This is a genomic window from Pectobacterium peruviense, from assembly GCF_003312355.2.
GTDB lineage: Bacteria > Pseudomonadota > Gammaproteobacteria > Enterobacterales > Enterobacteriaceae > Pectobacterium > Pectobacterium peruviense.
The window spans coordinates 1,351,253-1,377,984 of record NZ_CP161826.1 but is presented as its reverse complement, the minus strand read 5'-3'; the positions used below and the strand labels follow the sequence as shown (position 1 = coordinate 1,377,984).

19 protein-coding genes are annotated in these 26,732 nt (G+C 51.3%); 6 read left to right on the top strand and 13 right to left on the bottom strand.

Annotated features, from left to right (window positions below; translation table 11 throughout):
• Positions 1 to 83 precede the first annotated feature (83 nt).
• Positions 84 to 1,676 carry a methyl-accepting chemotaxis protein gene (locus DUT67_RS06245; RefSeq protein WP_113632957.1) on the bottom strand — a complete coding sequence of 531 codons (1,593 nt, stop codon included), beginning with the start codon at positions 1,674 to 1,676 and terminating at the stop codon, positions 84 to 86.
• Positions 1,677 to 2,166: 490 nt separating this feature from the next.
• Here DUT67_RS06245 and DUT67_RS06240 point away from each other — a divergent pair.
• Positions 2,167 to 3,422, top strand: a protein-coding gene (locus DUT67_RS06240; protein ID WP_113628139.1) for an IS3 family transposase whose coding sequence is annotated in 2 segments (ribosomal slippage) — positions 2,167 to 2,518 and positions 2,518 to 3,422 — 1,257 coding nt in all. Because the reading frame shifts where the segments join, the coding sequence is not laid out codon by codon here.
• A gap of 226 nt (positions 3,423 to 3,648) precedes the next feature.
• Here the strand turns inward: DUT67_RS06240 and DUT67_RS06235 are convergent.
• From DUT67_RS06235 to DUT67_RS06220, 4 genes are all read right to left on the bottom strand, one after another.
• A complete protein-coding gene (locus DUT67_RS06235; RefSeq protein ID WP_048261505.1) occupies positions 3,649 to 4,776 on the bottom strand; it encodes an ABC transporter substrate-binding protein in 1,128 nt (375 codons plus the stop codon).
• Positions 4,777 to 4,894: 118 nt separating this feature from the next.
• Positions 4,895 to 5,983: a nickel/cobalt transporter gene (locus tag DUT67_RS06230; protein ID WP_113633074.1), complete on the bottom strand. Its 1,089-nt coding sequence runs from the start codon at positions 5,981 to 5,983 to the stop codon at positions 4,895 to 4,897.
• Positions 5,974 to 6,633 carry a DUF1007 family protein gene (locus DUT67_RS06225; protein ID WP_113633073.1) on the bottom strand — a complete coding sequence of 220 codons (660 nt, stop codon included), beginning with the start codon at positions 6,631 to 6,633 and terminating at the stop codon, positions 5,974 to 5,976. The genes DUT67_RS06230 and DUT67_RS06225 overlap by 10 nt, the downstream gene beginning before the upstream one ends.
• Before the next feature lie 44 nt (positions 6,634 to 6,677).
• Positions 6,678 to 7,838, bottom strand: a complete 1,161-nt coding sequence (locus DUT67_RS06220) for a 3-phenylpropionate MFS transporter (protein WP_113628136.1) — start codon at positions 7,836 to 7,838, stop codon at positions 6,678 to 6,680.
• On the opposite strand from DUT67_RS06220, the gene DUT67_RS06215 reads away from it, so the two are divergent.
• Positions 7,827 to 8,228: a hypothetical protein gene (locus tag DUT67_RS06215; protein ID WP_145962316.1), complete on the top strand. Its 402-nt coding sequence runs from the start codon at positions 7,827 to 7,829 to the stop codon at positions 8,226 to 8,228. The genes DUT67_RS06220 and DUT67_RS06215 overlap by 12 nt on opposite strands.
• A 67-nt stretch (positions 8,229 to 8,295) precedes the next feature.
• Here DUT67_RS06215 and glyA read toward each other — a convergent pair whose 3' ends face one another.
• A complete protein-coding gene (gene glyA, locus DUT67_RS06210) occupies positions 8,296 to 9,549 on the bottom strand; it encodes a serine hydroxymethyltransferase (RefSeq protein ID WP_113633072.1) in 1,254 nt (417 codons plus the stop codon).
• Positions 9,550 to 9,909: 360 nt separating this feature from the next.
• On the opposite strand from glyA, the gene hmpA reads away from it, so the two are divergent.
• The 3 genes from hmpA (at position 9,910) to pemA (ending at position 14,739) form a co-directional block, all read left to right on the top strand.
• A complete protein-coding gene (gene hmpA, locus DUT67_RS06205; RefSeq protein ID WP_113633071.1) occupies positions 9,910 to 11,100 on the top strand; it encodes an NO-inducible flavohemoprotein in 1,191 nt (396 codons plus the stop codon).
• Between the two features lie 772 nt (positions 11,101 to 11,872).
• Positions 11,873 to 13,531, top strand: coding sequence for a pectin acetylesterase PaeY (gene paeY, locus DUT67_RS06200; RefSeq protein ID WP_113628132.1), 1,659 nt, complete (start codon positions 11,873 to 11,875; stop codon positions 13,529 to 13,531).
• 101 nt (positions 13,532 to 13,632) lie between these two features.
• Positions 13,633 to 14,739 (top strand): pectinesterase PemA, encoded by a 1,107-nt coding sequence (gene pemA, locus DUT67_RS06195; protein WP_113628131.1) that lies wholly within the window; start codon positions 13,633 to 13,635, stop codon positions 14,737 to 14,739.
• Positions 14,740 to 14,828: 89 nt separating this feature from the next.
• On the opposite strand, the gene glnB is transcribed toward pemA, so the two are convergent.
• The 5 genes from glnB to purL all read right to left on the bottom strand — a co-directional run bounded on the left by glnB (position 14,829) and on the right by purL (position 23,565).
• Positions 14,829 to 15,167 (bottom strand): nitrogen regulatory protein P-II, encoded by a 339-nt coding sequence (gene glnB / locus DUT67_RS06190; RefSeq protein ID WP_005970202.1) that lies wholly within the window; start codon positions 15,165 to 15,167, stop codon positions 14,829 to 14,831.
• A 158-nt stretch (positions 15,168 to 15,325) separates the two neighbouring features.
• The gene (glrR, locus tag DUT67_RS06185) at positions 15,326 to 16,663 is read right to left on the bottom strand and encodes a two-component system response regulator GlrR (protein WP_048261519.1); all 1,338 of its coding nucleotides are present in this window, start codon (positions 16,661 to 16,663) and stop codon (positions 15,326 to 15,328) included.
• On the bottom strand, positions 16,660 to 17,469 hold the full coding sequence (gene qseG, locus DUT67_RS06180) for a two-component system QseEF-associated lipoprotein QseG (protein WP_113628130.1): 810 nt from the start codon (positions 17,467 to 17,469) through the stop codon (positions 16,660 to 16,662). The genes glrR and qseG overlap by 4 nt, the downstream gene beginning before the upstream one ends.
• Before the next feature lie 35 nt (positions 17,470 to 17,504).
• The gene (locus tag DUT67_RS06175; protein WP_039297538.1) at positions 17,505 to 18,941 is read right to left on the bottom strand and encodes a HAMP domain-containing sensor histidine kinase; all 1,437 of its coding nucleotides are present in this window, start codon (positions 18,939 to 18,941) and stop codon (positions 17,505 to 17,507) included.
• Positions 18,942 to 19,677: 736 nt separating this feature from the next.
• Positions 19,678 to 23,565: a phosphoribosylformylglycinamidine synthase gene (gene purL / locus DUT67_RS06170; protein ID WP_113633070.1), complete on the bottom strand. Its 3,888-nt coding sequence runs from the start codon at positions 23,563 to 23,565 to the stop codon at positions 19,678 to 19,680.
• A gap of 278 nt (positions 23,566 to 23,843) precedes the next feature.
• Here purL and mltF point away from each other — a divergent pair, with 278 nt between their 5' ends.
• Positions 23,844 to 25,289 carry a membrane-bound lytic murein transglycosylase MltF gene (gene mltF, locus DUT67_RS06165; RefSeq protein WP_189339558.1) on the top strand — a complete coding sequence of 482 codons (1,446 nt, stop codon included), beginning with the start codon at positions 23,844 to 23,846 and terminating at the stop codon, positions 25,287 to 25,289.
• Between the two features lie 165 nt (positions 25,290 to 25,454).
• Here mltF and tadA read toward each other — a convergent pair whose 3' ends face one another.
• Together tadA and yfhb are read right to left on the bottom strand one after the other, a co-directional pair.
• Positions 25,455 to 25,937 carry a tRNA adenosine(34) deaminase TadA gene (gene tadA, locus DUT67_RS06160; RefSeq protein ID WP_368350137.1) on the bottom strand — a complete coding sequence of 161 codons (483 nt, stop codon included), beginning with the start codon at positions 25,935 to 25,937 and terminating at the stop codon, positions 25,455 to 25,457.
• Positions 25,938 to 26,057: 120 nt separating this feature from the next.
• Positions 26,058 to 26,696, bottom strand: coding sequence for a phosphatidylglycerophosphatase C (yfhb, locus tag DUT67_RS06155; protein ID WP_113633068.1), 639 nt, complete (start codon positions 26,694 to 26,696; stop codon positions 26,058 to 26,060).
• Between the last annotated feature and the right edge of the window lie 36 nt (positions 26,697 to 26,732).

The following is a 26,732-nucleotide window of genomic DNA, read 5'->3' as shown; positions in this document are numbered from 1 at the left end:
CCGTCATCTCCCTTGGTCTTCTCTTTTCTCCATCTGTCATCGACTCCTTTGGCTACGTGCCGTTTGGCACGTGGCTCTATAGATTAAAAACGCTGCCAGCCCGCGTCATCCTGAGCAAGTGCATTTTTTTTCTTCGCGGAGGCGAGACGAGGTGCAGATAGGCCAGATGGCGCAGAAGCAAGGGCGGGGATCAACGTCGATGAAGCGATTTGTCCCACAATGAACTGCCCTACCAATTGGCTCAATGTGCTCGCCTGTTCCTGCAATGACTGCGAGGCAGCAGAAGCCTCTTCGACCAATGAGGCATTTTGCTGAGTCACATCGTCCATCTGGTTAACCGCCAGATGTACCTGGCTGATACCCTGACTTTGTTCTTCCGTCGCCGCAGCGATTTCATTGACTAAATCCGTCACCTGCTGGATCGCGTCTTTCATCGCCGACATGTTTTTCCCTACATCACTAGCTTGCTCAACACCCGCCGACACCAGCGAGTTTGAAGCACCAATCAAGTCCTTGATTTCACGTGCCGCTTCCACCGCCGCATTGAGGGCGAGGATATTAGTTTGAAACGCTATCCCTTCGATGAGCGCAATGATGTCGGTAATCTTGCCTGAGCTAGTACGAATATGTTCCATCGTACTCAACATCGTACTGACTGAATCGGCACTATTGATAGAAATCCGGCTGGCATTGCCCGCCAATAGACTAGCCTGCTGCGTGTTTTCCGCATTTTGGCGTACCGTTTCACTGATTTCCGTCATACTGGCCGCGGTTTGTTCCAGCGAAGCAGCCTGCTCCTCAGTACGCGCTGACAGATCCTCATTACCTGCCGCAATCTGCGTTGCCGCACTGCTTACCGACTGCGATGAAGCATTCACCGAAGCCAGTGCCGAAGAGACGCGATGCATCAGGCTATTAAAGGCACGGGCAGTATTCCCAATCTCGTCTTTTCTGCGATCGTCGGCTTGAATCGTCAAGTCGAGGCTGGTACTGGCCATCGTCATCGCTCGGCTCATGTGATTGAGGCTCTTTCTAATGCCCAATATCGTACTGACAGCAAACAGACCGGTAAGCAAGAGTGTCAAGAGGCCGCCAGCCAGCAATCCCGTGAACGTCATGTCATAGATGCGTGTATTCTCATCGCGTAACACATCTCCCAGTTTGAGGTTAAGCGAAATTTGTTCGCGATAGCCATCAATCAATTTACGAATATTGGCTCCCACACCATTTTGTCCCTGAATCAAATCGAGGGAAATCAGGTCCTGATGGGCTACAGAGGCTGCCAAAAAAGCAGGTAGCGCCGCACGAATCGCTTTAACACTGTCAAAACCAGCCAGGGTCAAACGTTTATCGTTTTCTTCATTTTCCGAAACGTTATTTTTCAGGTAATACTCATTAAGTTCGTTGATTTCATTGAGTGTTTTGGCGATATCCTGTTCGATAGGCGGTAAATAGCTATTATCTGTTGTACTCTGATGTTTATAGAGCAGAAGGGATAGTGCATTCGCTTTATCCACTTGGGCATTGAGATCCCGAATACTGGGAATTGCATTATCCTGAACATATTCAAAACGAGACTGGAACCCTGATAATAATGATAAAGTAACGATAACCAATGAAATAAGTGCTAGCGACATTAACGAAAACGTCAACAGCAGGCGTTGCGTGATATTCATAACCGCTCCATTTTTGAGTTTTTATACTGCATCTTTCTTCCTGATTCCGGTATGTCAAAATAAACACCCTCGTCCTCCAGACATGGCATTTTGCGTAAAAATCAGACATACCTTTATCACGCTCAATTATCGACACAGAAGCGAACAGCCTGATAGCAATGATCGCTTAAACCATTCAATAATCTCAAATAAATAGCCAAAAACTATCAAACAAAGATAATCGATCGTCAGAAACATCCATTCATCGGTAATGAAATAAAGTGAAAGAAAAACGTTTGCGTGGCTACCTCGGTGGGCGAACGATCTGGCGGCACAGAACACCAGTTATATTGTGATGAACGGTAGATATCTCTTTGCGTCGTGCATGTCGCGGAACGATCGATAAAATGCATAAAAAAAGCACTGACCAATAAGGTTCAGTGCTTTTTTATTATCTGTGATCCGTCCTGAATAGCGTTGACACGTCCCTGACTTAAATACGGAGAACGTGATGATGACTGAGTTCAAACGTACCCAACGTGATTATCCTCTATCCTTTAAAATAGCCGTCGTTGAACAGGTCGAAAAAGGCGAGATGACCTATAAACAGGCCCAGCAGCGATATGGCATTCAGGGGCGCTCCACCGTTCTTGTCTGGCTGCGTAAATATGGCCAGCTTGACTGGAGTCCCGGACTTCCTGACCTGATGAAAAGGAAACTGCTTGTGGCTCAGACAAATACCCCACTTACACCCGAGCAAAGAATCAAAGAACTTGAAGAGCAGCTTAAGCTGGCGAATCAGAAAGCTGAGTTTTTTGAATCTGTTATCAACGTCCTGAAAAATGATTACGGGGTAAGTGTCGTAAAAAAGCGGCCCGGCAAGTCCTTGCGCAGAGTCAGGCCCCAAAAGTCACCGTGACACGCGCATGCCAGCTCCTGGGGCACAGCAGACAGGCATGGTACCAGCATAATGCAAGGTGCAATAAACGACATGAACACAATAGTCAGGTTCTTGATTTTATTGCCCGAGTTCGGTGCCGTCAGCCACGTATAGGCACACGCAAACTCCACTCTCTGTTGAACCGTCAGGCAGGTGAAACACTCAATATCGGGCGTGACCGCCTGTTTAGCCTACTGGGTAAACACCGGCTTCTGGTACCCGTAAAGCGGGCATACCACAAAACGACCAACAGCCATCATCGTTTTTACCGGCATCCGAACTTGCTGAAGTCTGGCCCCGAACAGGTTACTGTCCTTCAGCCGGAGCAAGTCTGGGTCGCCGATATTACTTATCTACCAGTACGCAGTGGCACGGTCTATCTGAGTTTGGTCACGGATGCCTGTTCCAGAAAAATCATGGGTTACCATGTAGGGGATAATCTGCAAACTGAAAATGTGGTAAAAGCCTTCAAACGTGCGTTACGACAAAGAAAAACAAAAGGGCCGTTGATACACCACTCTGACAGAGGGCTACAATACTGTTCAGCGCTTTACCAGTCGGTACATGAGAGAAATGGGATAACCTGTTCAATGACAGATGGTTATGACTGCTATCAGAATGCGCTGGCTGAACGGATAAACGGCATCCTGAAAAATGAGTTTTTACTCTCTCGCCCAGCTAATCTGGCACAAGCGAGGAAAATGGTAAAAGAATCTGTGGCGATTTATAACCATGAGCGGCCACATCAGGCCCTGAAATACAAAACGCCCGATGAGGTTCATCAGGCGTTTTACAGGCAGAAAACTGTCAACCCATATCAGGACTAGTCACTGACCAGCTACCTAATATATCCTAAATAATTCGAGTTTCAGGCAGGCGGCAAGTGAGGGAGTCCCGATGAGCTTACTCAAGTAAGTGATTCGGGTGACTGACAAATCTGCCAGAGGCAGGTTTGAACGCTGCTTGCAGCGGCCCCAGCGGGGCGAGACACACATCAGTGTGTCGAGTAGTGCAGCCAACGCACATGCAACTTGAAGTATGACGGATATCGCGTTATTTCTTCGCAGGCAGCGTGACCCAATAGCCTGGCTGATAAGGCAGCGGCAGGAACTTCTCATGGAAGGTACGGAATGTAGCATCAGGATCGAGGTCTTTAAACAGTTCAGGGTGCATCCATTTCGCTAATACCTGAATCGCCACAAACTGATACGGGCTGTCATAGAACTGATGCCAAATAGCATGAGCGTTGCCATTGGTTGCGACCGGCAGCGTTTTAAATGCTGAGCGTTCCATCAGTTTTTGCAGGCGTTGCAGCGCTTCTTTCTGATCGGCTCCCGGTCCGACGCCAACCCAGCCATTCGCCGTGTTGTAGTTTTTCCAGTTAGCGCCAGTCACCACCACCACATCCGGGCGAGAGCTGATAATCTGCTCAGGATTCAGCGTACCAAAGGTACCAGGGATGATGTTCTTGGCAATGTTGTCACCGCCAGCAGCCTCGACCATGCGACCAAAGTTCTCATCACCGAATGACATGCAGCATTCTTCGTCATAGCCACCCGCGCGATCAATCATCACTTTAGGACGTGGCCCCTGATAGTTTTTCAACCGATCGGTGACGATCTCAATCTGCTCACGGCGGAATTTAATAAGCGCTTCTGCACGCTCTGGTTTGCCCACCAGTTGCCCCATGATGTGAATACTTTTCTCTGCATTCTCAAACGGCTTCTCGCGGAAATCGATAAACACCACAGGAATACCCAGCGAACTGAGTTTTTCAATCAATTTGCCTTCATCTGTTGCGGCCTTGGACTCCAGATTCATCAACACCAAATCGGGTTTCAGCGTTAATGCTTGCTCAACGTTAAACGTGCCGTCTTTCGCACCACCAAAGGTTGGCAGTTTTTTGATTTCTGGGTATTTATTTTCATAGGCCAGATAGCCGTCATAATCGGCTTTCGGCAGGTCATCACGCCAGCCAACCACACGTTGGAATGGTGCTTCGGTATCAAAGGCAGCCAGCAGATAAATCTGTCGACCTTCCCCTAAAATAATCCGCTTCACTTCGGATTTGATTTCTACCTTCCTGCCACTAACGTCTTCAATAACAATAGGGTTAGCGCTGGCAACAACGCTTGCACTCAACCCCAACAGAACAACGACTGAGAACAGCCATTTTTTCATTATTATTCCCTTCTGCGATTATGGTTATAGATGATAATAGTTATCATTATTGAAATGATATCCCGCCGTGATTATCGGAGGCAATGGGTTTTTAATGCGAGGTTAATAAAAAGTGAAATCAGCCGGAGAATGGCCGAATACCGCCCATCATCGCGGGCTGTGCGCTGAGGTAAAGCAGGATACCGGAGCCAACCAAAATCATCCCGCCAGCAAGAGCCAGAAGAGAAAAAGTCGCACGCTGCCACACGGGTGATGCGCGATTCGCACCTAACCGTTCAATGACGCGACGGCAGTAAAAGACCAGAACAGCCAGTGCTGAGATCGTAATTGCAGTTCCGGCGGCCATCACCAGCGCAGAAGCTACGCCCCACAGATAAACGCCGATCACTTTAGAGAAAAGTAGCACCAGAATGGCACCTGAGCACGGGCGCATCCCCATCGCCAGCACAATCATCAGACGTGTACGCCAGTTGCTATCGCGCTCAAGCTCTTCATTGCTAGGGACATGGCGGTGCCCGCAGCCACAATCGGCATCGTGCTGATGAAGGGAGTGAGACGGCGCAGAAATCGGGCTAAGCGTCATACGTCCATGAGCTGGCACGTTAAACTGGGTTACAGGTAAAGGAATAATGCGCAAAATAGTCGCAGGCTTGGGTTGCCGAACTAATACGATATACAGCTGTTTCAGCGCACGGAAACAGAGCAGCAGCCCCAGTCCCGCCACCAGCACGAAGCTTCCTTTTTCCATCCAGAAACTGCTGTTATGCAGCGTTCGGCTCGACAGTTGCAAGATCCCGAGTACAACAGTCACCAGCGCTACCGCCATCAGCCCCTGAACCAGCGAGGCAGCAAGCGTTAACTTCAGGCTGCTTTTCAGCTTCGACGGATGCGTCGCTAAATAGGTCATGATGACGACTTTGCCGTGCCCCGGCCCGACAGCATGGAGCACGCCATAGACCAGGCTGAACATCATTAAACTCAGCCCAGCTTGATGCGGCTGCTGTTCTACCATCTGCAACAGATGCGACATCTGCTGGTGCAGCGACTTCTGCCAGATCGCACTTTGTAGCACGATTTGCGGCCAGTATCCCACGATGTAATGCAGTACCGAGGCAAACAGCGCCAAAAATAGCCACAGCGGCCATAGATCGCGCAGTCGGTTCAACAGCAAACGTGGACGCGGCAGCGAGCCAAGGTTCACTGACATTGCAACGTCACCCGCTGTGCAAACTGTTTCCCCAGATCCATGTCTTCATCCGGTGCATCATTCTTATCTAGCGACAACGCATAAGATTGCAATTCAGCGTTAGGTTTAGGCGTGACAAGCGTGGTTTTACAACGTGACGCCAGCGCGGGTGCCAGCTTAACGGCCTTGTCGTTCTGATAGGACATATCGACAAAGTAGGTAGGATCGTAAGTAGAAATTAGCAACGGTTTTCCGGCCAGCGGCTGTGGATGTGCCAGCGGCAGCACAAATTCCAGTACCGCCTGATTACCTTTGCGGGAAAGGTGATACTCGGTTGGCAGCAGCGTATATTTCACGGGCTGATTATCACGATAAATATCGGTGAAATAGTGCTGCCCCCAGACATTAGCCATAACTTCCGCCGCCAGTTTTTTCCAGACTTCAGAACCGATTTTCGCCTTTCCAGCGTCATATAGCAGGTCAGCCGACGTGATCGGATCCATCGTCCATTGCATACGTAAACCGGTGATGTTGTCGTTCTGACTCTCGACTGTCGTCTGCATATCAATAAAACTGTGTGGGTGAGCGAAAACGGGCTGACCAAACGCCAGACCTGCCATGAGCCACGTTATCCGTCCGGACCACCCGTTAAAAGCGTTATAATGTAACATTATTTTTACCACGATACGTTATATTGACAGTACGCGCCATTTGCTTAGGCTTTTTCGACAGCACGATGGTGGCTGACAGAGGGCCGGATAAACAGTGCAGGAACCGCCAACAGCGCCATCACCCAAAACGTGCCGCTCTGCAAATGCTCAAACAGGAAACCGGACACCATTGTCATCACAGCAATACTCCCGCCCATCGCCAACGCAGAGTACACCGCCTGTAACCGCAATACGTCACCACCGCTGCGAGCCGCAATAAAGCGCATGGCGGCCAGATGGCAAACGGTGAACGTACCACAGTGCAATATCTGTATCACAATCAGCCACGGCAGGGCCACCGTCGCCCCCATCAAACCCCAACGCACCACGCCGCATACTGCAGAAAGCAGTAAAAGCTGTCTGGCACTCCAGCGTCGGAACAAACGCTGACTGAAGGTGAAAATGACAATCTCCGCAACGACGCCCAGCGACCAGAGATAGCCGATAATCGAGGCGGAATAGCCTGAATCCTGCCAATAAATCACGCTGAAACCATAATAAGCCGCGTGTGCGCCCTGTAACAGAGACACACAAAGCAGGAAACGCCATACCGCCGGTTCACTCAGCAACGTTTTCCACGGCGTGACGCTGGACGAGTGCGCTGTTGAGGCTGCGGCCTGCGGCATCACGCTGGGCCGAAACAACATGCCTAACAACATGACAGCCAGCCCGGCGCTGAGGATTGCCAGAATCGCGGGATGCCCCCAGATAGCAACCAGTTCGCCCGTCGCCGCCGAGGCGATAACAAACGCGATCGATCCCCAAACCCGTACCTTGCCATAATCCATCACCACCTGCCGCTGCCAGGTCGCCGCTAACGCATCGGTTAGTGGCACCAAAGGTGCAAAAAACAGGTTAAACCCAATCATGACGATCATCAGCCACAGCCAGGCACTGCCCAGCCAAAAACCGATGGCCAGCGCCAGTGACAACAACGCCAGTCCACGTAATACCGTAATCAGTTTGGATGGATCTTTCACGCTGGGCGTAATCACCAGACTGCCGACGAAGCGCGCCACCAGCCCGGCCCCCAACAGCATACCAATCGACTCTGCCGAGAGCCCTTCACCTTTCAGCCATCCGCCCCAAAACGGCAGAAAAACGCCATAACAAAAAAAGTATGTGAAATAGCTCAGCGCCAGCCAGCGCGTCGATTGCAACACCATGATTTCTCCCTTTCGGCGGCGAACACACCCGTTCACCATCCTACAAACCGTCGCAAACACGGCGTTGATAATTTTTCACTGAAAATGCACCAACGTTTTTTGCTGGCGATTCTTTTTACCAGTGACTTTTTTGCCGATTACTTTTTTTGCTGGTTACTGTGTCAGACTGCATGCAGCGGCGCAACGCGTTATTCGTTATTAAACGCGAATGAAGGTATCAGCTTGATCAACAGGCATAAAAAATTTCTGGGAGAAATTTTTAACGTTACGTCAGCAATGGCCCGTAAGGGTGGCGACCAAGGATTGCACGCCATAAAAAAACGTGGGGAACGTTTTTCAACGTCGCTTGCGACGGCCCGCAGGGTGGCGGCCAGGGATGGCACGCCATAAAAAACGCCAGCACACAGGCTGGCGTTTGAGACATTTTCCGACAGTGATGTCAGAGAAAAATGCCGAATTATGCGTAAACCGGGAAGCGGGCGCAGATATCCAGAACTTTTTGCTTCACGCGCTCGATGGTTGCTTCGTCGTTGATGTTATCTAACACATCACAGATCCAGCCAGCCAGTTCACGCACTTCCGCTTCTTTAAAGCCACGACGCGTTGCCGCTGGCGTACCGATACGGATACCGGAAGTCACGAAAGGGCTCTTCGGATCGTTAGGCACGCTATTTTTGTTCACGGTGATGTTCGCACGACCCAGAACAGCATCGGCTTCTTTACCCGTCAGGTTTTTGCTGACCAGATCCAGCAGGAACAGGTGGTTGCTGGTCGCGCCAGACACCACGTTGAAGCCACGTGACAGGAAGACTTCTACCATTGCTTTGGCGTTTTTCGCAACTTGCTGCTGGTAGACTTTGAACTCAGGCTCCATCGCTTCTTTCAGTGCGACAGCTTTACCCGCGATAACGTGCATCAACGGGCCACCCTGACCGCCAGGGAAAACAGCAGAGTTCAGCTTTTTATACAGCTCTTCGTCGCCGCCTTTCGCCAGAATCAGGCCACCGCGTGGGCCAGCCAGCGTTTTGTGCGTCGTCGTGGTCACGATGTGAGCATGAGGAACCGGGTTAGGATAAACATCTGCGGCAATCAGACCAGCAACGTGCGCCATATCAACAAACAGGTAAGCACCGATGCTGTCAGCGATTTCACGCATTTTCGCCCAGTCAACTACGCCAGAGTAAGCAGAGAAACCGCCAACAATCATTTTTGGCTGGTGCGTACGCGCCAGTTCAGCCATTTCGTCGTAGTCGATTTTACCGCTTTCATCGATGCCGTAAGGGATGACTTTATACAGTTTACCGGACAGGTTAACCGGAGAACCGTGCGTCAGGTGACCACCGTGTGCCAGGTTCATACCCAGAATGGTGTCGCCCGGCTGCAGCAGCGCGGTGTAGACGGCAAAGTTAGCCTGAGAGCCGGAGTGCGGCTGCACGTTGGCATAATCTGCACCGAACAGCGCTTTAGCACGATCGATCGCTAATTGCTCAACGATGTCCACATACTCACAGCCACCGTAGTAACGTTTGCCCGGATAGCCTTCAGCATACTTGTTCGTCAGCTGAGACCCTTGAGCCTGCATAACGCGTGGGCTGGTGTAGTTTTCTGATGCAATCAGTTCAATGTGCTCTTCCTGACGCACCACTTCTTGCTCCATTGCTTGCCACAGGTCGGCATCATAATCGGCAATGTTCATTTCACGCTTTAACATCCGGATCTCCTGACTCAGCTAACATAAATATACTGGGAATTAATGACCCATTTGGGAATTGGGCTACCCTTTTGGGGAATGGCGTATAGTGTAAACCGTTTTTCCCTAATGAAGATAGGTCTTGACAGAGGTTTTTACGCAAACGATTAGCTATAGGCAGCACAAGGCCTCAGCAGATATGAGCTGCGTGACGGCAAACAGATTTTTCTTCATTCTCAACCTGCTATTTCTTCATGTTATTCCCGCTGACTCACGCTAAAAAACCCCTACCACCAAAAAGGTAATTTACAGAGACAGACAAACTCAATAAGATGCATATAAAATACAACTTATAAATAACATCAATAAATAGGAGTCACCATGCTCGATAACCACACTATCGCCATCGTTAAATCAACCATTCCTCTACTGGCGGAAACCGGCCCGAAACTGACCGCCCATTTCTACGATCGCATGTTTACGCATAACCCCGAGCTCAAAGATATTTTTAACATGAGCAACCAGCGCAATGGCGATCAGCGGGAAGCGCTGTTCAATGCCATTTGTGCTTATGCGGCGAATATTGAAAACCTGGCCGCGCTGCTGCCTGCGGTTGAGCGTATCGCCCAGAAACATGCCAGCTTTAATATTCAGGCAGATCAGTATCAGATTGTAGGTAGTCACTTATTGGCCACGCTGGATGAAATGTTTAGCCCCGGCCAAGATGTACTGGATGCCTGGGGTAAAGCCTATGGCGTGTTGGCAAATGTCTTCATCCAGCGCGAAGACGATATCTATCGCAGCACCGAAGCGAAAAATGGCGGCTGGAGCGGCGTGCGACCTTTCCGTATTGTGAACAAGCAGCCGCAAAGCTCTGTGATTACCAGCTTCACACTGGAACCCACCGACAGCCAACCTATCGCAGACTTTCAACCGGGTCAGTATCTGGCGATTTATATCAAGCATGACAGTTTCGCCAATCAAGAGATTCGCCAATACTCTCTGACCCATGCACCGAATGGAAAATCCTATCGAATTGCGGTTAAACGTGAAGTACAAGGCACTGTTTCCGGCTATCTGCATGATACCGCTCGCGAAGGCGATATTGTTCATCTGGCGGCTCCACACGGCGACTTCTTCCTTGATATTCCAACCGACACACCGGTTGCCCTGATTTCCGGCGGCGTAGGGCAAACCCCTATGCTGGGCATGCTACATACGCTAAAACAGCAGGATCATCAGGCGAAGGTGTTATGGCTCCACGCGGCAGAAAACGGTACAGCACACGCGTTTGCTGATGAAATCAAAAAAACGGGACAGTCGCTGCCACAGTTCGAGCAGCATATTTGGTATCGAGAGCCTCAACAGGCCGATCGTCCGGGCGAAGATTATCATCATAGCGGACTGATGCAGTTGGCCTCGCTAAAAGGCGAATTAACCACGCCCGCTATGCACTATTACCTGTGTGGCCCTGTAGTTTTCATGCAGTTTGTCGCACAACAGCTGCTGACAATGGGCATACCCGCAGAACAGCTACATTACGAATGTTTTGGTCCACATAAAGTCGTCTAACCCTCATTGGTGACGGATCGAACCCAAAGGTCGCTTTTGCGACCTTTTTTCATCTTTCAGAAAACCACCAACATATACCCTAAATAATTCAAGTTGCATGACAAAACGTTAGCGTTTTGAACAACGCTCTGCGTTGACCCTTTAGGGCAAGGCCCATTTTTGGCCTTGTAACGCGGCAACTGCGCGAAAAATCGGTCTTAGACCGATTTGAACAGCGCTAGCGCTGGCCCGAAGGGTGAGTCTCATTTATGAGGCTCATTAGTCCCCAAGAGCTTACTCAGGTAAGTGACTGGGGTGAGTAAGGGCGGCCAACGCGCAAGCAGCTTGAAGTATAACGGGTATAAAACACCTTATTGATCACAAATCTATATGCCAATACGGCAGTGCTCCGCTAAAAAAGAGGTGGGTCACAAAAACCCAAGCCTTATTAAAATAACATTTCATTTTTAATGAATAGTTATTTCACCAAGGATCTCTGCGTTTATAGCCTAAATAATTCGAGTTGCAGGACAAAACGTTAGCGTTTTGAACAACGCAAAGCGTTGGCCCGTCAGGGCCAACGCTTTGCGTGCCGAGTATCGCAGCTAACGCACCTACAACTTGAAGAATGACGGATATAGGCATCGCCCTTGAATCGGCTTAGGTGCACAATAAAAGCCCCGACGTTTTCTCTGAAGGTCGTGACAAGAACGATAAAAAATAGCGGCCTTCTTTTGATAACGCTTGGATTCATTAACCGTTTTCGATTAACCAACAAGGGATATGTCTGACCATGGCAAAACGTTTTTCAGAAAGTGTAGCTTTAGCTCTGATACTTTCCGCCCCTTTCACACTGGTACACGCTAAAACGCCAGCAGCGGCGCATCAGACCGCCGCGCCAGAGAGCGTTAAATTACTGTCGGGTTCAACGCTGGGTGAAAAAACCGGATTATCCGGCAATGTCACCGCGCGGGATATCCATCTACCCGCCACCATCATTATCAGAGACCAACAGGGCCAGAAGCGACAGACACAGAGTGATGATCAAGGTAAATATCACCTTGATATCTCTGGCCTAACACCGCCGTTACGCCTTTTAGCCATCGAGTCCGGCGGCAATAACTGCCTGCTGAATAATATTTCTCGTGCAATTTGTCTGTCCGCCGTCGCCCCTTCATTGCATGACGGCAAAGAAAATATCGCCAATATCAACCCACTGACTGACCGCATTACCTCAGATATCGCGGTGGCAGCAGGCTACATTGGCCCACAGCAGTTAACGGATGATACTGCATCACCAAAACTGGACGCCGCAGCATGGAAATCAGCCTATGCAGATTTCCATGCTGGCTTTAATAGCGCGTTAAAACAGGCGGGTATCAGCGCCCCTACACGCTTCGATCCCCTTACCTACCCCGCAGGCCAACAGGAAGCCGTCACCAAAATCATCAACGTCATTAACCATAACCGCAACTATCACAACAATACAGGTTACTCCGGCCACACCGTGCTGACTGACAGCGCATTTCACCCGATTGTCGGCCTGAATGATAAAGGCGACTATGAACCGTTAGACTATCGCTCTGCCCGCCAGAGTCTGGATGCCATCCAGAAAGCACAAACCCGCATTTTCCTCGTTGGCGATTCAACGGCAGCAACCTATGAAAAAATGCGTTTCCCGCGTATGGGATGGGGTCAGGTTTTTGAACAGCAGTTCAGTAAAAACAGTAGTGTGAAGGTCGTCAATGGCACGCGCGCAGGACGTAGCTCACGCGACTATTTTTACGAGGGCTGGTTCCGCCAGATGCAGCCATTGATGAAGGAAGGTGACTTCCTGTTTATACAAATGGGACACAACGATCAAAATTGCAACGGTGCGAAAGAAGTACGTGGCCCCGCTGACGTCGCGAACTTGTGTACTTACCCGAACGATGCCGCAGGGAAAAAGCAGGCACCACAGGGGAAAGCCGATATGTCATTCCAGACCTCGCTGGAACGCTATATCACTTTCGCTCGTCAGCACAAACTCACGCCGGTTCTGCTTACTCCGACCACTCGAGTGAAAACAGCTGAAGGGAAAAACGGCACACCTGCCGTACATAGCCACTTCACCAAACAAAATGCGGACAACGGTTATGCCTTCGTTGGCGATTACAGCCAGACCATCAAGGACACCGCTGAGGATAATAAAGTCATTTTGCTGGATGTTGAGTCCGCCACTATTGCATTGGCAAATCAGGGCAACAGCGACCATTGGAAACAATACTGGCTGGTGATCGATCCCAAGAAATACCCTTACTATCGCGATCAGGCAGGTAGCCTGAGCAAACCGGACACCACCCATTTCCAGCAAAAAGGCGCTATTGCCGTGGCAGAGATTGTCGCTAACGCCATTCGGCAAGAACCCGCTTTAGCAGCACTGGCGGAGAAAACCGTCAGCAAACACAAGTAGTCATCAGTCAGGCAAAACGATAAGACAGAACCACGCGCGGTGTTATTTAGCCGCGCGTTATAAACCTTCCTCTTTCCCTTACCGATTACAGGACTCTGGACATGATAAACGCCCCACGCCTCTGCAAGACGCTGACCTTAGCCATGTTAATTTCCTCATCCTGGGCGTTAGCACAGGCAGCCGACTACAATGCGCTGGTTTCCGCCAATGCAACAGACGCCAAAGCCTACAAAACCATTACTGAAGCTATCGCCAGCGCCCCGGCAGACAGTTCTCCGTTTGTTATCTATGTGAAAAATGGCGTGTACCATGAGCGTCTGACCATTACGCGCCCCAACATTCATCTCCAGGGCGAAAGCCGCGACGGCACCGTCATCACCGCAACCACCGCCGCAGGGATGCTCAAAGCCGATGGCAGCAAATGGGGAACCTATGGCAGCAACACGGTGAAAGTCGATGCCCCCGATTTCAGTGCCCGTTCGCTGACCATCAGCAACGATTTCGATTACCCAGCCAATCAGGCAAAAGCGAATGAAGATCCAACCAAATTAAAAGACTCGCAGGCCGTTGCATTATTAGTTGCCGAAAATAGCGATCGCGCGTGGTTCCATGATGTCAGCCTGACGGGCTATCAGGACACGTTGTATGTGAAAGGTGGGCGTAGCTTCTTCTCGAAATGCCGAATCAGTGGCACCGTTGATTTTATCTTTGGCAACGGTACTGCGCTGTTTGACGATTGCGACATCGTCGCGCGTAACCGTACCGACGTGAAAGATCAGCCTCTTGGCTATCTCACCGCCCCCAGCACCGACATTAAGCAAAAATATGGTTTGGTCATTATCAATAGCCGGGTGATTAAAGAGAAAGATGTCCCAGCGAAAAGCTATGGCCTGGGCCGCCCTTGGCACCCGACGACCACCTTTGAGGATGGCCGCTATGCCGATCCTAACGCTATCGGCCAGACGGTCTTCCTGAACACCAGTATGGATGACCACATCTATGGCTGGGACAAAATGTCAGGCAAGGATAAACAAGGTGAGAAAATCTGGTTCCATCCGCAGGACTCACGCTTTTTCGAGTTTAAATCCAGCGGGGCAGGAGCAGAGAAAAACGATCTGCGCCGTCAGTTGAGCGAGGCGGAAGCAGCAGAATACACCGAAGACAAGGTATTGGCGGGTTGGGTTCCAACTGCACCTAAAGGGAAGTAAATGCAAGAAAGCCAGCCTGATGAGGGCTGGCTTTCTGAAACTCGAATTATTTAGAGTATCTACGATATTGACGGAGTGAGGCGAAACGATTAAATCGCTTCCTCGTCCTCTTCACCGGTACGAATACGGACAACGCGAGCCACATCAAAGACGAAGATTTTACCGTCGCCGATTTTACCCGTCTGCGCAGTCTGTGTGATGGTTTCAACACAGGTATCGACGATATCATCTGATACCACAATTTCGATTTTTACTTTCGGCAGAAAATCGACCATGTATTCTGCGCCACGATATAGCTCGGTGTGGCCTTTCTGACGACCAAAGCCTTTCACTTCCGTTACCGTCATCCCTGTGATGCCCACTTCAGCTAACGCTTCACGTACATCGTCCAGTTTGAACGGCTTAATAATCGCATCAATTTTCTTCATGGAGGAACCTTTGTGTTATCTATGTTGCGGCCAAAGCCGAGCATCAGCGAGTCAACAGCATGTCAGAACTTAGGCAGACAATCTATATCCGTATACTTTACGCTGCTTGTGAGTTGGGTACTTAACTCTTCCGCATCGCACTGCCTGTTCTCTCAGCACTAGTCTTTAAAATCGTTGGCATCCAGCTCGTGACGGCCCAACAGTTTATAAAATTCGGTTCGGTTACGCCCGGCCATTCGCGCCGCCTGAGTCACGTTACCTTTTGCAATCTGTAATAATTTTCGCAAGTAATTAAGCTCAAACTGATGCCGCGCTTCAACAAACGTCGGCAACGCAGTGTTTTCACCTTCCAGCGCCTGCTCAACCAGCGCATCGCTGATCACCGGTGCGCTGGTCAATGCCACACACTGTTCGATGACATTCACCAACTGGCGCACGTTACCCGGCCAGCTTGCCGTCATCAAGCGCTTCATCGCATCAGTTGAAAAGGTGCGCACAAAAGGCTTGTGACGATTGGCGGATTCGCGCAGCAGATGGTTTGCCAGCATCGGGATATCTTCGGCACGTTCATGCAGCGCTGGCAGCTTCATATTCACGACGTTGAGCCGATAATACAGATCTTCGCGGAATTCGTTCTTTTCCATCGCCTTCGGCAAATCACGGTGTGTGGCGGAAATAATCCGCACATCAATGTCCAGATCGCGGTTACTACCCAGCGGACGGACTTTTCGCTCCTGCAAAACACGCAGCAGCTTAACCTGTAAAGACAGCGGCATATCGCCGATTTCATCTAAAAACAGCGTACCACCTTCTGCCGCCTGAAAAAGCCCTTCACGGCTGCTGACCGCGCCAGTAAAGGCCCCTTTCGCATGACCAAACAGCTCCGACTCCAACAGGGGTTCCGGCAGCGCACCGCAGTTAATCGCGATAAAGGCTTTCTTCGCTCGCGGGCTTGCCGCATGAATCGCCTGAGCCAGCACCTCTTTCCCGGTTCCGCTCTGGCCATTAATCAGTACACTGACGTCCGACTGTGCGACCATTCTGGCCTGCTCCAGCAGGCGCAGCATGATTGGGCTGCGCGTTACGATCGTTTCACGCCAGCTTTCATCACCTGCTGGTGCAGACAGCGCCATCGCGTCATCTATCGCTTTGTAGAGCGCATCGCGGTCAACGGGCTTCGTGAGGAAACTGAATACCCCTTGCTGCGTCGCTGCAACCGCATCGGGAATAGAGCCGTGAGCGGTCAAAATGATCACAGGCATACCTGGCTGATAACGCTGGATTTCGGAAAACAGCGCCATACCATCCATCTCATCCATACGAAGATCGCTGATAACCAGATCGAATGTCTCACGCGTTAACAGACGCAGTGCCTCTTGGCCACTCTCCGCCGTCATCACGCTAAATCCTTCGCTGGTCAGACGCATTCCCAGTAGTTTTAGCAGGCTAGGGTCATCATCCACGAGCAATAAACTCGCCGTTTTTCTGGCTGTCATTGTCTTGCTGACTCCTTCTTGGTCGGCGGCGTGTAGGTGTCATCCGCATCCACGGATTCATTTCTGGATTTCGTTGCCGAATTACGCGAGCCGTCTCTATTCGTAGCCGCACCACTGCGACGCTCAGCATCATTATCTGGCATCTCTCCCGACAATTGCTTACGGGACGACAGTTGACGCTCAATATCCGTCAGATTTTCCAGTTTCTGTGTGGTTGTTTCTAACTGGTATTGCAGGTGACTTTGCTGCACTCGTAACGCATCTAGCTGTTTATCGCTGGATTCCTGTAAACGCTTATAGCGCAGACGTTCATCCGATAGCGCCAGAAACAGCGTTTGTCTGTCACGCCAGGTTTGCATCAGCGGACGCAGCGCCGCAGGGAAAGCCAGACGATATAAATTGATCTGTGCCAACACCTGACGCCGCTCAGCCTGGGTAATACCGGCGTTATCCAACAAAATGCCCTGCTTAAACACGCTCTCCCATCCGTCACCCGCAATCTGTCCGGCTTCCTCACGGGCCTGAAATTGTGTCAAACGCCCAGCACAGTCCATCGCCCGTAGCCAGTACAGCGCGTTGTTCATGGATTCACGATCGTCTATCTGCCAGAGATGCTCGCATTGTGCGATACGGAAATCGGCAACCTGCTCTTTCGGCGGTATTGCTTCTGCTTCTAGCAACGCAGTGCCGCTGTTCACATGGCTATTACACGCAGCCAAAACGAGCGGCGACGACGTCACCACCGTTTTCAACAGACGGTAAAACCCTCTATTTGCAAACCATCCCTTCATAAATCCTATATTCATTATCTATTCATTCTCGGAATTTATTTATTCTCGGACTATTCGTTATCAGGCAATAAGGGTAACTCGATGCGGAAACACACATCAGCATAATCCACGGTAATTAGGCTAAGCTCACCACGCATACGACGAATGCAATCACGCGCAATACTCAGCCCCAACCCACTTCCTTTGACTGCGCCACGGCGCTGATGGCTTCCCTGATAGAAGGGCTCGAAAATCATGCCTCGTTCTGCATCAGGAATGGGCGTACCACTGTTTGCGACATCAATCTGAACGCGATTGCCAACCTGACGGCTATAAACCCAAATGTTACCGGATTCCTTACCGTAGTGCACCGCATTGGAATAGAGATTATCAATCACTCGCATTAACAACGTCGTCTCCGCCCAACAGTGTTCGACGGCCAGCGTCACATCGGTATGAATCATTTTGGCACGGGCAGGCAGACTGTGGGATGAAACAACAATATCGACGATCTCTTCGATTTCAACCCGCTCCAGTTCGGTCGGTGTATCCGCCAGCTTGCGGTTATAGTCGAGCAGTTGATCGATCAGCTGTAGCAGGTGGCGGCTGCTGCTATCGAGGATATCAACCACCTCTTTCTGATCGGCAGTCAGCGGACCAACCACCTCATCGGCAAGCAGTTCTGTGCCTTCCCGAAGACTCGCAAGCGGTGTCTTGAGTTCGTGGGAAATATGACGCAAGAATTCATGCCTCTGCGACTCCAGCCACGACAGACGCTCACTCAGCCAGATAATGCGCTGCGCCAGTGTCCTAATCTCACGCGGCCCCTTGAAGGTGCTGGTGTTACCCAACGAGCGCCCTTCCCCGAGGCGATTAATCATCCGCTCTACGCCATTCACTGGACCGATAATCATCCGCGTAAAGAGAACCACCAGCAGTACGCTAACCAGGAATAGCAGTAGCGCCTGCCAGCCAAAGAACTGGCCGCGTTCAGAAATGGCCTGCTGGAGCTGTTGCCCACGGGAGAAAACGACGTCACGCGTCACCTGAACCATCTGTCCGTTGGCACGGGAGAACCCTTCCAGCAGGCTGGATGCCGTTTGTTCTGGGCCGCTATTGTGGCAGCGTATTTCGCTGAGCTGAGTAAGGAGTTGACGTAACGTCTGGTAATAACGGGGATCGGGCAGCACCTGCGCGTGGGAATCCAGCATTTGCGAATACTGTTTACGCTGGTTCTGATAGAGCGTCGCCAGCGTCTGATCGTCCAATACGCAGTATTGCCGGTAGCTGCGCTCCATCGCCAACGCAACGCTGGTCATCGCTTCACTGCGGCGAGCATCCGTCAGCGTTGTCCGGTTAATATCCGCCGCCTGTTCGCTCAGCATGTTCAGGCTCTGATAAGCCTGATAGGCCAGCACCAACAGCGGCAGCAGCACTAACAAGAACGCCATAATTACTAATTGCCGCAAAGAACGCGGGAATAAACGCCATCGTTTCAAAGAAATCATCTCGTTACCTATCGAATCCGCTCTGATGCTAACTGAGTCTTATAAAAGTTCAACGTTTTCCCTTACGGCATGCGTAACGCTTCGCAATACGGCATGAATACCGATGTAACACTGTAGAAAGTAATACTGTAAAAATAACGCCGTAGAAAGTAACGCCGTAAAAAGCAATCAGGGGGATTTTCTGGAGGGGATGTGGTGATAATAAAGCATCACGCGGCCAGAAGAATCGCTCCCTCTGGCCGCGTAACTGAATAGGCGGTGCCTCACTCAACGTGTCGCCCGATGCTTGATAAAGTTCGTTTTCACGCCCTGTTATCGGTCTGGTGGACGATAGGCACCCTTTCTTTTGGCATCATTCCAGATGTTATGAGCGAAAATATTTGCCAGTTAGCAACGCAATCATAACCAGTTGAATGAGCAACACTGATTAAAATGCACGTATCATGCCAACTTGAATAAACTAAAATCAAAATATTGATTATTAACGACTTTTACTTTAAACATCATTGAAAGATAAATATTCCAGAATGCAAATAGCGAAAACACACGCAAAAGAGACGATTTATGTCGCTAAAAACAGACAGCTTTATCACACCATCATGCCATGCATATAAATCAATGCGTTAAATGTCACCAATTAGAGACAACGAAAAACCAGTTCGTCGCAAAAAAACGACAAACCAAGAAAACAGACGTAAAAAAGGGGCCGAAGCCCCTTTCCCTAACAGACGTTAACTCAGCCCAGCTGTCTGCGTGCGTTACGGAACATACGCATCCACGGGCCATCCTCGCCCCATTCTTCTGGGTGCCAAGAGTTACTGACGGTGCGGAACACGCGCTCAGGGTGTGGCATCATGACAGTTGCACGACCGCTAGTGCTAGTTACCGCCGTAATACCGTTTGGCGAACCATTCGGGTTAGCCGGATAGTTTTCGGTTACCTGCCCGTAATGGTTGATATAACGCAATGCGACCAGACCATGCTCTTCAATCGCCGCTAAATGTGCATCATCACGGACTTCAACTTGTCCTTCGCCGTGTGAAACCGCAATCGGCATACGCGATCCTGCCATGTCATTCATGAACAGCGACGGACTTTTATCCACTTCGACCAGACTGAAGCGCGCTTCAAAGCGATCGGATTTATTGCGGACAAAACGCGGCCAGAGATCGGCACCCGGAATCAGCTCACGCAGATTCGACATCATCTGGCAGCCGTTACATACGCCCAGCGCCAGCGTCTGCGGACGCAGGAAGAATTCAGCGAATTCATCACGCACGCGGGCGTTGAACAGGATGGATTTAGCCCAACCTTCCCCCGCACCCAGCACATCACCGTAAGAGAAACCGCCACAGGCAACCAGGGCCTGGAAGTCCTGCAAGTTACGGCGATTAGCCAGCAGGTCGCTCATATGGATATCGATGGCATCAAAGCCAGCACGGTGGAACGCCGCCGCCATTTCTACATGGGAGTTCACGCCCTGCTCACGCAGGACAGCCACTTTAGGCCGGACATTCTTAATAATGTAAGGCGCAGCAATATCTTCCTTCGGATCGAAGGTCAGCGATACATTCAGACCGGGATCGTTATCATCCTGTCTGGCGATGTGTTCCTGATCGGCACACTGCGGATTATCGCGCAGGCGCTGCATTTGCCAGCTAGTTTCAGCCCACCAGCGTCGTAGCGTCGAACGGCTTTCCTGATAGACTGCTTCTGCACCCTGATTGATGGTGAAGCGCGTTCCTTCTTCAGCCTGACCGAGATAATGCACACAGTTAGCCAGACCATGCAGCGCCAGAATGGCTTCCACTTCAGCACGGCGCGCGGCAGGAATCTGAATAACGGCACCCAGTTCTTCGTTAAAGAGCGTCGCCAGCGTATCCTCGCCCTGAGACGCGATATCGACAGTGATGCCGCAGTGACCAGCAAAGGCCATCTCAGCCAGCGTCACAACCAAGCCACCGTCTGAACGGTCGTGGTAAGCCAGAAGCGCCTTAGCAGCGACCAACTCTTGGATAGCATTAAAGAAGCCCGCCAACTGCTCTGGACTATGCACATCTGCCGTTTTACGACCCAACTGGCGATAAACCTGTGCCAGCGCCGTTGCGCCCAGCGCTTTATTACCCGCACCCAGATCGATCAGCAGCAGCGCATTATCCTGACCGGTACGCAGCTGTGGCGTTACCGTATTACGCACGTCCTCTACACGGGCAAACGCAGAAATCACCAGCGACATCGGCGAGGTGACCGCGCGATCTTCGCCTTCTTCCTGCCAGCGGGTTTTCATCGACATGGAGTCTTTACCCACTGGAATCGTCAGACCCAACGCCGGACACAGTTCCTCACCCACGGCTTTCACCGCATCGTACAAGCCAGCATCTTCGCCCGGATGCCCTGCTGCAGCCATCCAGTTCGCAGACAGCTTCACGCGGGTCAGTGGGCCAATGTGCGTGGCAGCAATGTTCGTCAACGCTTCACCCACGGCCAAACGCGCGGAGGCGGCGAAGTTACGCAGCGCGACTGGCGCACGTTCGCCGATAGACATCGCTTCACCGTAATAGCTGTCGAGGCTGGCAGTAGTCACTGCACAGTCAGCCACAGGCACCTGCCACGGCCCGACCATCTGATCGCGCGCGACCATACCGGTAACAGAGCGGTCGCCGATGGTGATCAGGAAGGTTTTTTCCGCAACAACTGGCAAGTGCAGCACGCGCTCGACTGCTTCGGCCAGATAGATGTCGTCACGCTGTAGTGGCGTACCCTCTACCTGTTTGCGCTCAACATCACGCAGCATCTTCGGCGTTTTACCCAGCAGTACATCCAGCGGCAGGTCTATTGGTTTGTTGTTAAAGTGACGATCGTTCATCGTCAGATGCAGTTCTTCCGTCGCTTCACCAATCACCGCATAAGGTGCGCGCTCACGACGGCAAATTTCATCAAACTGTGCCAACTGTTCTGGCGCAACCGCCAGAACGTAGCGTTCTTGCGATTCGTTACACCAGACTTCCAGCGGGCTCATGCCCGGTTCGTCGTTCAGAATATCGCGCAGTTCAAAGCGACCACCGCGACCGCCGTCACTCACCAGTTCCGGCATGGCGTTAGACAAACCGCCCGCACCGACATCGTGGATGAACAGGATCGGGTTGGCTTCGCCTAATTGCCAGCAGCGGTCGATCACTTCCTGACAGCGGCGTTCCATTTCCGGGTTATCACGCTGCACAGAAGCAAAATCCAGATCCGCATCGGACTGACCTGATGCCATAGAAGAGGCCGCGCCGCCGCCCAGACCGATATTCATGGACGGTCCACCCAGCACAATCAGTTTGGCTCCGACGATAATTTCGCCTTTTTTGACATGATCGCCACGGATGTTACCAATACCACCCGCCAGCATGATCGGCTTATGGTAGCCGCGCAGTTCTGCGCCATTGTGGCTATCAACACGCTCTTCATAAGTACGGAAATAGCCAGTCAGTGCAGGACGGCCGAATTCGTTGTTGAATGCCGCACCGCCCAATGGGCCTTCGGTCATGATATCCAGTGCGCTGACAATACGATCTGGCTTGCCGAACTCTTCTTCTTCCCACGGCTGGATAAAGCCAGGAATCCGCAGGTTCGATACAGAGAAGCCCACCAGACCCGCTTTCGGTTTGGAACCACGGCCCGTTGCGCCTTCATCACGAATTTCGCCACCTGAGCCTGTTGCTGCGCCCGGCCACGGTGAAATTGCGGTTGGGTGGTTATGCGTTTCAACCTTCATCAGGATATGCGCGTCTTCCTGATGGTAATCATATTGCCCGCTAGCATTGGTATAGAAACGGCCGACGGCGGAACCTTCCATGACGGCGGCGTTGTCTTTATAGGCAGAGAGAACGTGGTCAGGTGTGTGTTCAAAGGTGTTTTTGATCATTTTGAACAGGGATTTCGGCTGAGTTACGCCATCGATCACCCAATCCGCGTTAAAAATCTTGTGGCGGCAGTGTTCAGAGTTCGCCTGCGCGAACATATACAGTTCGATATCGGTCGGATTACGGCCCAGATTGGTGAAGGCTTCCAGCAGATAATCAATTTCATCTTCTGCCAATGCCAGCCCCAGACGGATATTCGCCTCTTCCAGCGCCTGACGCCCTTGCAGCAGAATTTCGATGCGTTTGAAAGGTGCAGGTTGATGGTGAGAGAACAGGGCTTCGGCCTGTTTCAGGTCGCTAAATACGCTTTCCATCATCCGGTCATGCAGCAATGCCCCCAGTTGCTGCCACTGCTCATCGCTCAACGTTGGCGCATGAATATAAAAAGCCAGACCGCGCTCCAGGCGCAGTACTTTGCTTAATCCACAGTTATGGGCGATATCGGTAGCTTTGGAAGACCACGGTGAAATGGTGCCGGGACGTGGCGTCACCAGTAACAGATGACCTTGCGGTTCGTGCTCCGCGAGAGAAGGACCATACTTCAGCAAACGTGTCAGTTTGGCCTGTTCATCGTTGTTCAGCGGAGCGCTGACATCGGCGAAATGTACGTATTCAGCATAGATATCGCTGACTGGCAAAACGTGCTCTTTGCAGCGGACCAGCAGTTTATTAATACGAAAAGCCGATAAGGCAGGTGAACCACGCAGTATTTCCATAATCTAAAGTTCTCTCGTCTTCGATGCACTGGCTGCGATACAGCCACTGGGTACAACAGGGGGAAACGCACATATTATAGAGAATCCTTCCCTCGGACGAAACCGTTTGCGTGGCGATAATTTCACTTCGCACCCGCCGAATGATTAATCGGTGACCAAATCAATAAAAGTTGCACACTGGCGGTTTGTTAAGCAAAATGCCCCCACTCTGGGAAATGACGTATAAAAAAACTGCCGTTACAGACAGCCTGGCCACATGGCCGCCGAGAGATAACTATTTGAAGCCTTTAAAATTAAATTATTTTTTCATCGGGATTATCACGTTACTGCTGGCGTTAGCGCTATGGCCTAGTATTCCCTGGCGCAGTAGTCAGGATGTACAACTCAGGCAGATCCTCTCACGCGGTGAGTTACGTATCAGCACCGTTAACTCACCGCTGACTTATGCCATGAGCAACGGATCCCCGACAGGTCTGGACTATGAACTGGCAAAACGTTTCGCCGATTATCTCGGCGTCAAGCTGGTGGTCTCGTCACGCAAGAATCTTGACGAATTGTTCGACGATCTGGACGGTGACGATGCCGACCTGCTGGCTGCTGGGCTGATTTACAATCACGAGCGTCTGGAACGCTTCCGTGCCGGCCCGACCTACTACTCCATTTCGCAGCAGATGGTCTACCGCCTCGGATCGCCTCGTCCAAAAACGCTGGATAAGCTACAAGGCCGATTCGTTGTTACGTCGGGTTCCGCTCATGCAGCGACCCTACGCGATTTAAAAGCCGCGAAGTACCCGCAGTTGAGCTGGGAATCCGCCTCGGATCAGAGCACGCAGGAATTATTGAAACAGGTTGCCGACGGCAAACTGGACTATACGCTGGGTGATTCGGTCACCATCGGTTTGATGCAGCGTATTCACCCACAGCTCGCCGTCGCCTTCGACCTCAGCGATGAAGAGCCTGTTACCTGGTATATGCGCCGTTCACACGATGACAGCCTGTCCGCCGCGCTGCTGGATTTTTTCAGCCAGATTGTCGAAGACGGTACGCTCGCGCGTCTGGAGGAGAAATATCTCGGTCACGTTGGCGAATTTGACTATGTTGATACCACCACGTTCCTGAGTGCGATTGATGAAACACTGCCGGATCTGCGTCCACTGTTTGAAAAGTACGCTACCGATATCGACTGGAAGCTGCTGGCGGCCATCTCCTATCAGGAGTCACACTGGAACCCGCTGGCGACCTCCCCTACCGGCGTGCGTGGGCTGATGATGCTCACGCGTAACACCGCAGAAAGCCTGAACGTGACTGACCGAATCGACCCAGAACAAAGTATTCGCGGCGGCGCACAATATATGTCGCATATGATGCAGAAAATGCCGGATACCATCCCGGAAGATGAAAAAATCTGGTTTGCGCTGGCGTCCTACAACATGGGATACGCCCACCTGCTTGATGCACGTAAATTGACTGAAAAACAGAAAGGTAACCCCGACAGTTGGGTGGATGTAAAAATGCGCCTGCCGATGCTGAGCCAAAAGCGCTATTACACCCAAACCACCTACGGCTACGCGCGCGGACACGAAGCCTATAACTACGTGGAAAACATTCGGCGATATATGGTGAGTCTGGAAGGTTATCTGATAGAAAAAGAAGCTAAAGTGCAGCAACAAACCCAGATTGCACTGGGCTATCCAGCCGTTCCTCTCACCAAGGTGCCGGAATAACAGTACCGTAATAGATCTGCAAAGGAAGAAAAAACGCCGCGCCCCCTGCGTTAATGCGGATCACATCAGCCGCCGTTTAGGAGAAACACGGGGATGGGGTTCCATAGTGACACCTCGCCTCGTGGTCGCTCCGTGTATATCGATTCTTAAACGTTCGGCATTAGGCTATTCCTGCGCTGCGTTTTTATCTTTCTCTGCGGCACGACGGGCTTTATGCTGCTCACGGCGCAGACGGAAGAACGCGCTGAGCGTCGCTGAACATTCATCAGCCAGAACACCAGATTCAATCACGATCTGATGATTCATGCCAGGATGGCGCAGAATATCCACTAGCGACCCCGCAGCCCCCGTTTTCTCATCTGACGCACCGTAAACCAGACGACCGATACGGCTGTGTATCATCGCGCCCGCACACATAATGCACGGCTCCAGCGTGACATACAGGGTGGTCTCCAGCAGGCGGTAGTTTTGCAACACCTGCCCTCCCTGCCGCAGCGCCATAATCTCGGCGTGCGCGGTAGGATCATGATGTCCTATCGGCCGATTCCACCCTTCGCCAATCGCTTCGTTATCCAGCACCAGCACTGCACCAACCGGCACTTCGCCTTCATCCTGAGCACGCTGAGCCAGCGTCAATGCATAGCGCATCCAGTATTCATTATCACGCAGGCTAACCACATTTCCTCACTTAGAACCGATCCCATTAGGGCTATTTCACTTACCATTTTGGCGGCGCATTATACCTATATGGATGGCGTATTGAAGGCGTTACTCTAACTGTTGCAGACTACCTTCCGGCGTCACTCGCCAGCGGTGTTCGCAAAAATAGAGCAGCGGATTGTCCTGCTTGCTGTCGCTGTAACCGCTGTAGAGCTTAAGCGGTGCGCCAAGGCGCTGCTCCATCTGCGTCACTTTCTCATGTCCGAGACAGCGCAGCGTTAATACCCAACCACCGTAGCGGCGTGTAATTTGGCTACCCATCAGACGAACACCGGGCAGAAAAGGTGAATCGTGATAAACCCCTTCAACCAGTCGCTGTGGCGATCCGGTCACCAGCCAGACCTGCGCATCGCTGTCTTCAAGATAGGTTTTCAGCCGCTGCTGAACCTGAGGAAACGGTATGACATCGCGACGAAACACGCCGACGAACTGCTTTTCAAGCTGAACGAGGTCGTCTTCGTCACGCCCAAACGTAATCGCCCACAGCAGCCAGCTCATTGGCCAGCGAGCCGCTCGACCGCGAATCAATAATCCCATCCCAATAACGGGCAATAGCGGAATAACCAGGACGAGGTTTAACGGCAACCTACGAAGCAAGAAACGCAAAAAGCTGCCAAACATATCCTGCTGATGCAGCGTGCCATCCAGATCAAAAAAAACAATGCGTTGCTCTCGCTTATCACTCAAAACGTTTCCCCCGATTTACCTCAAGATAGATCGACA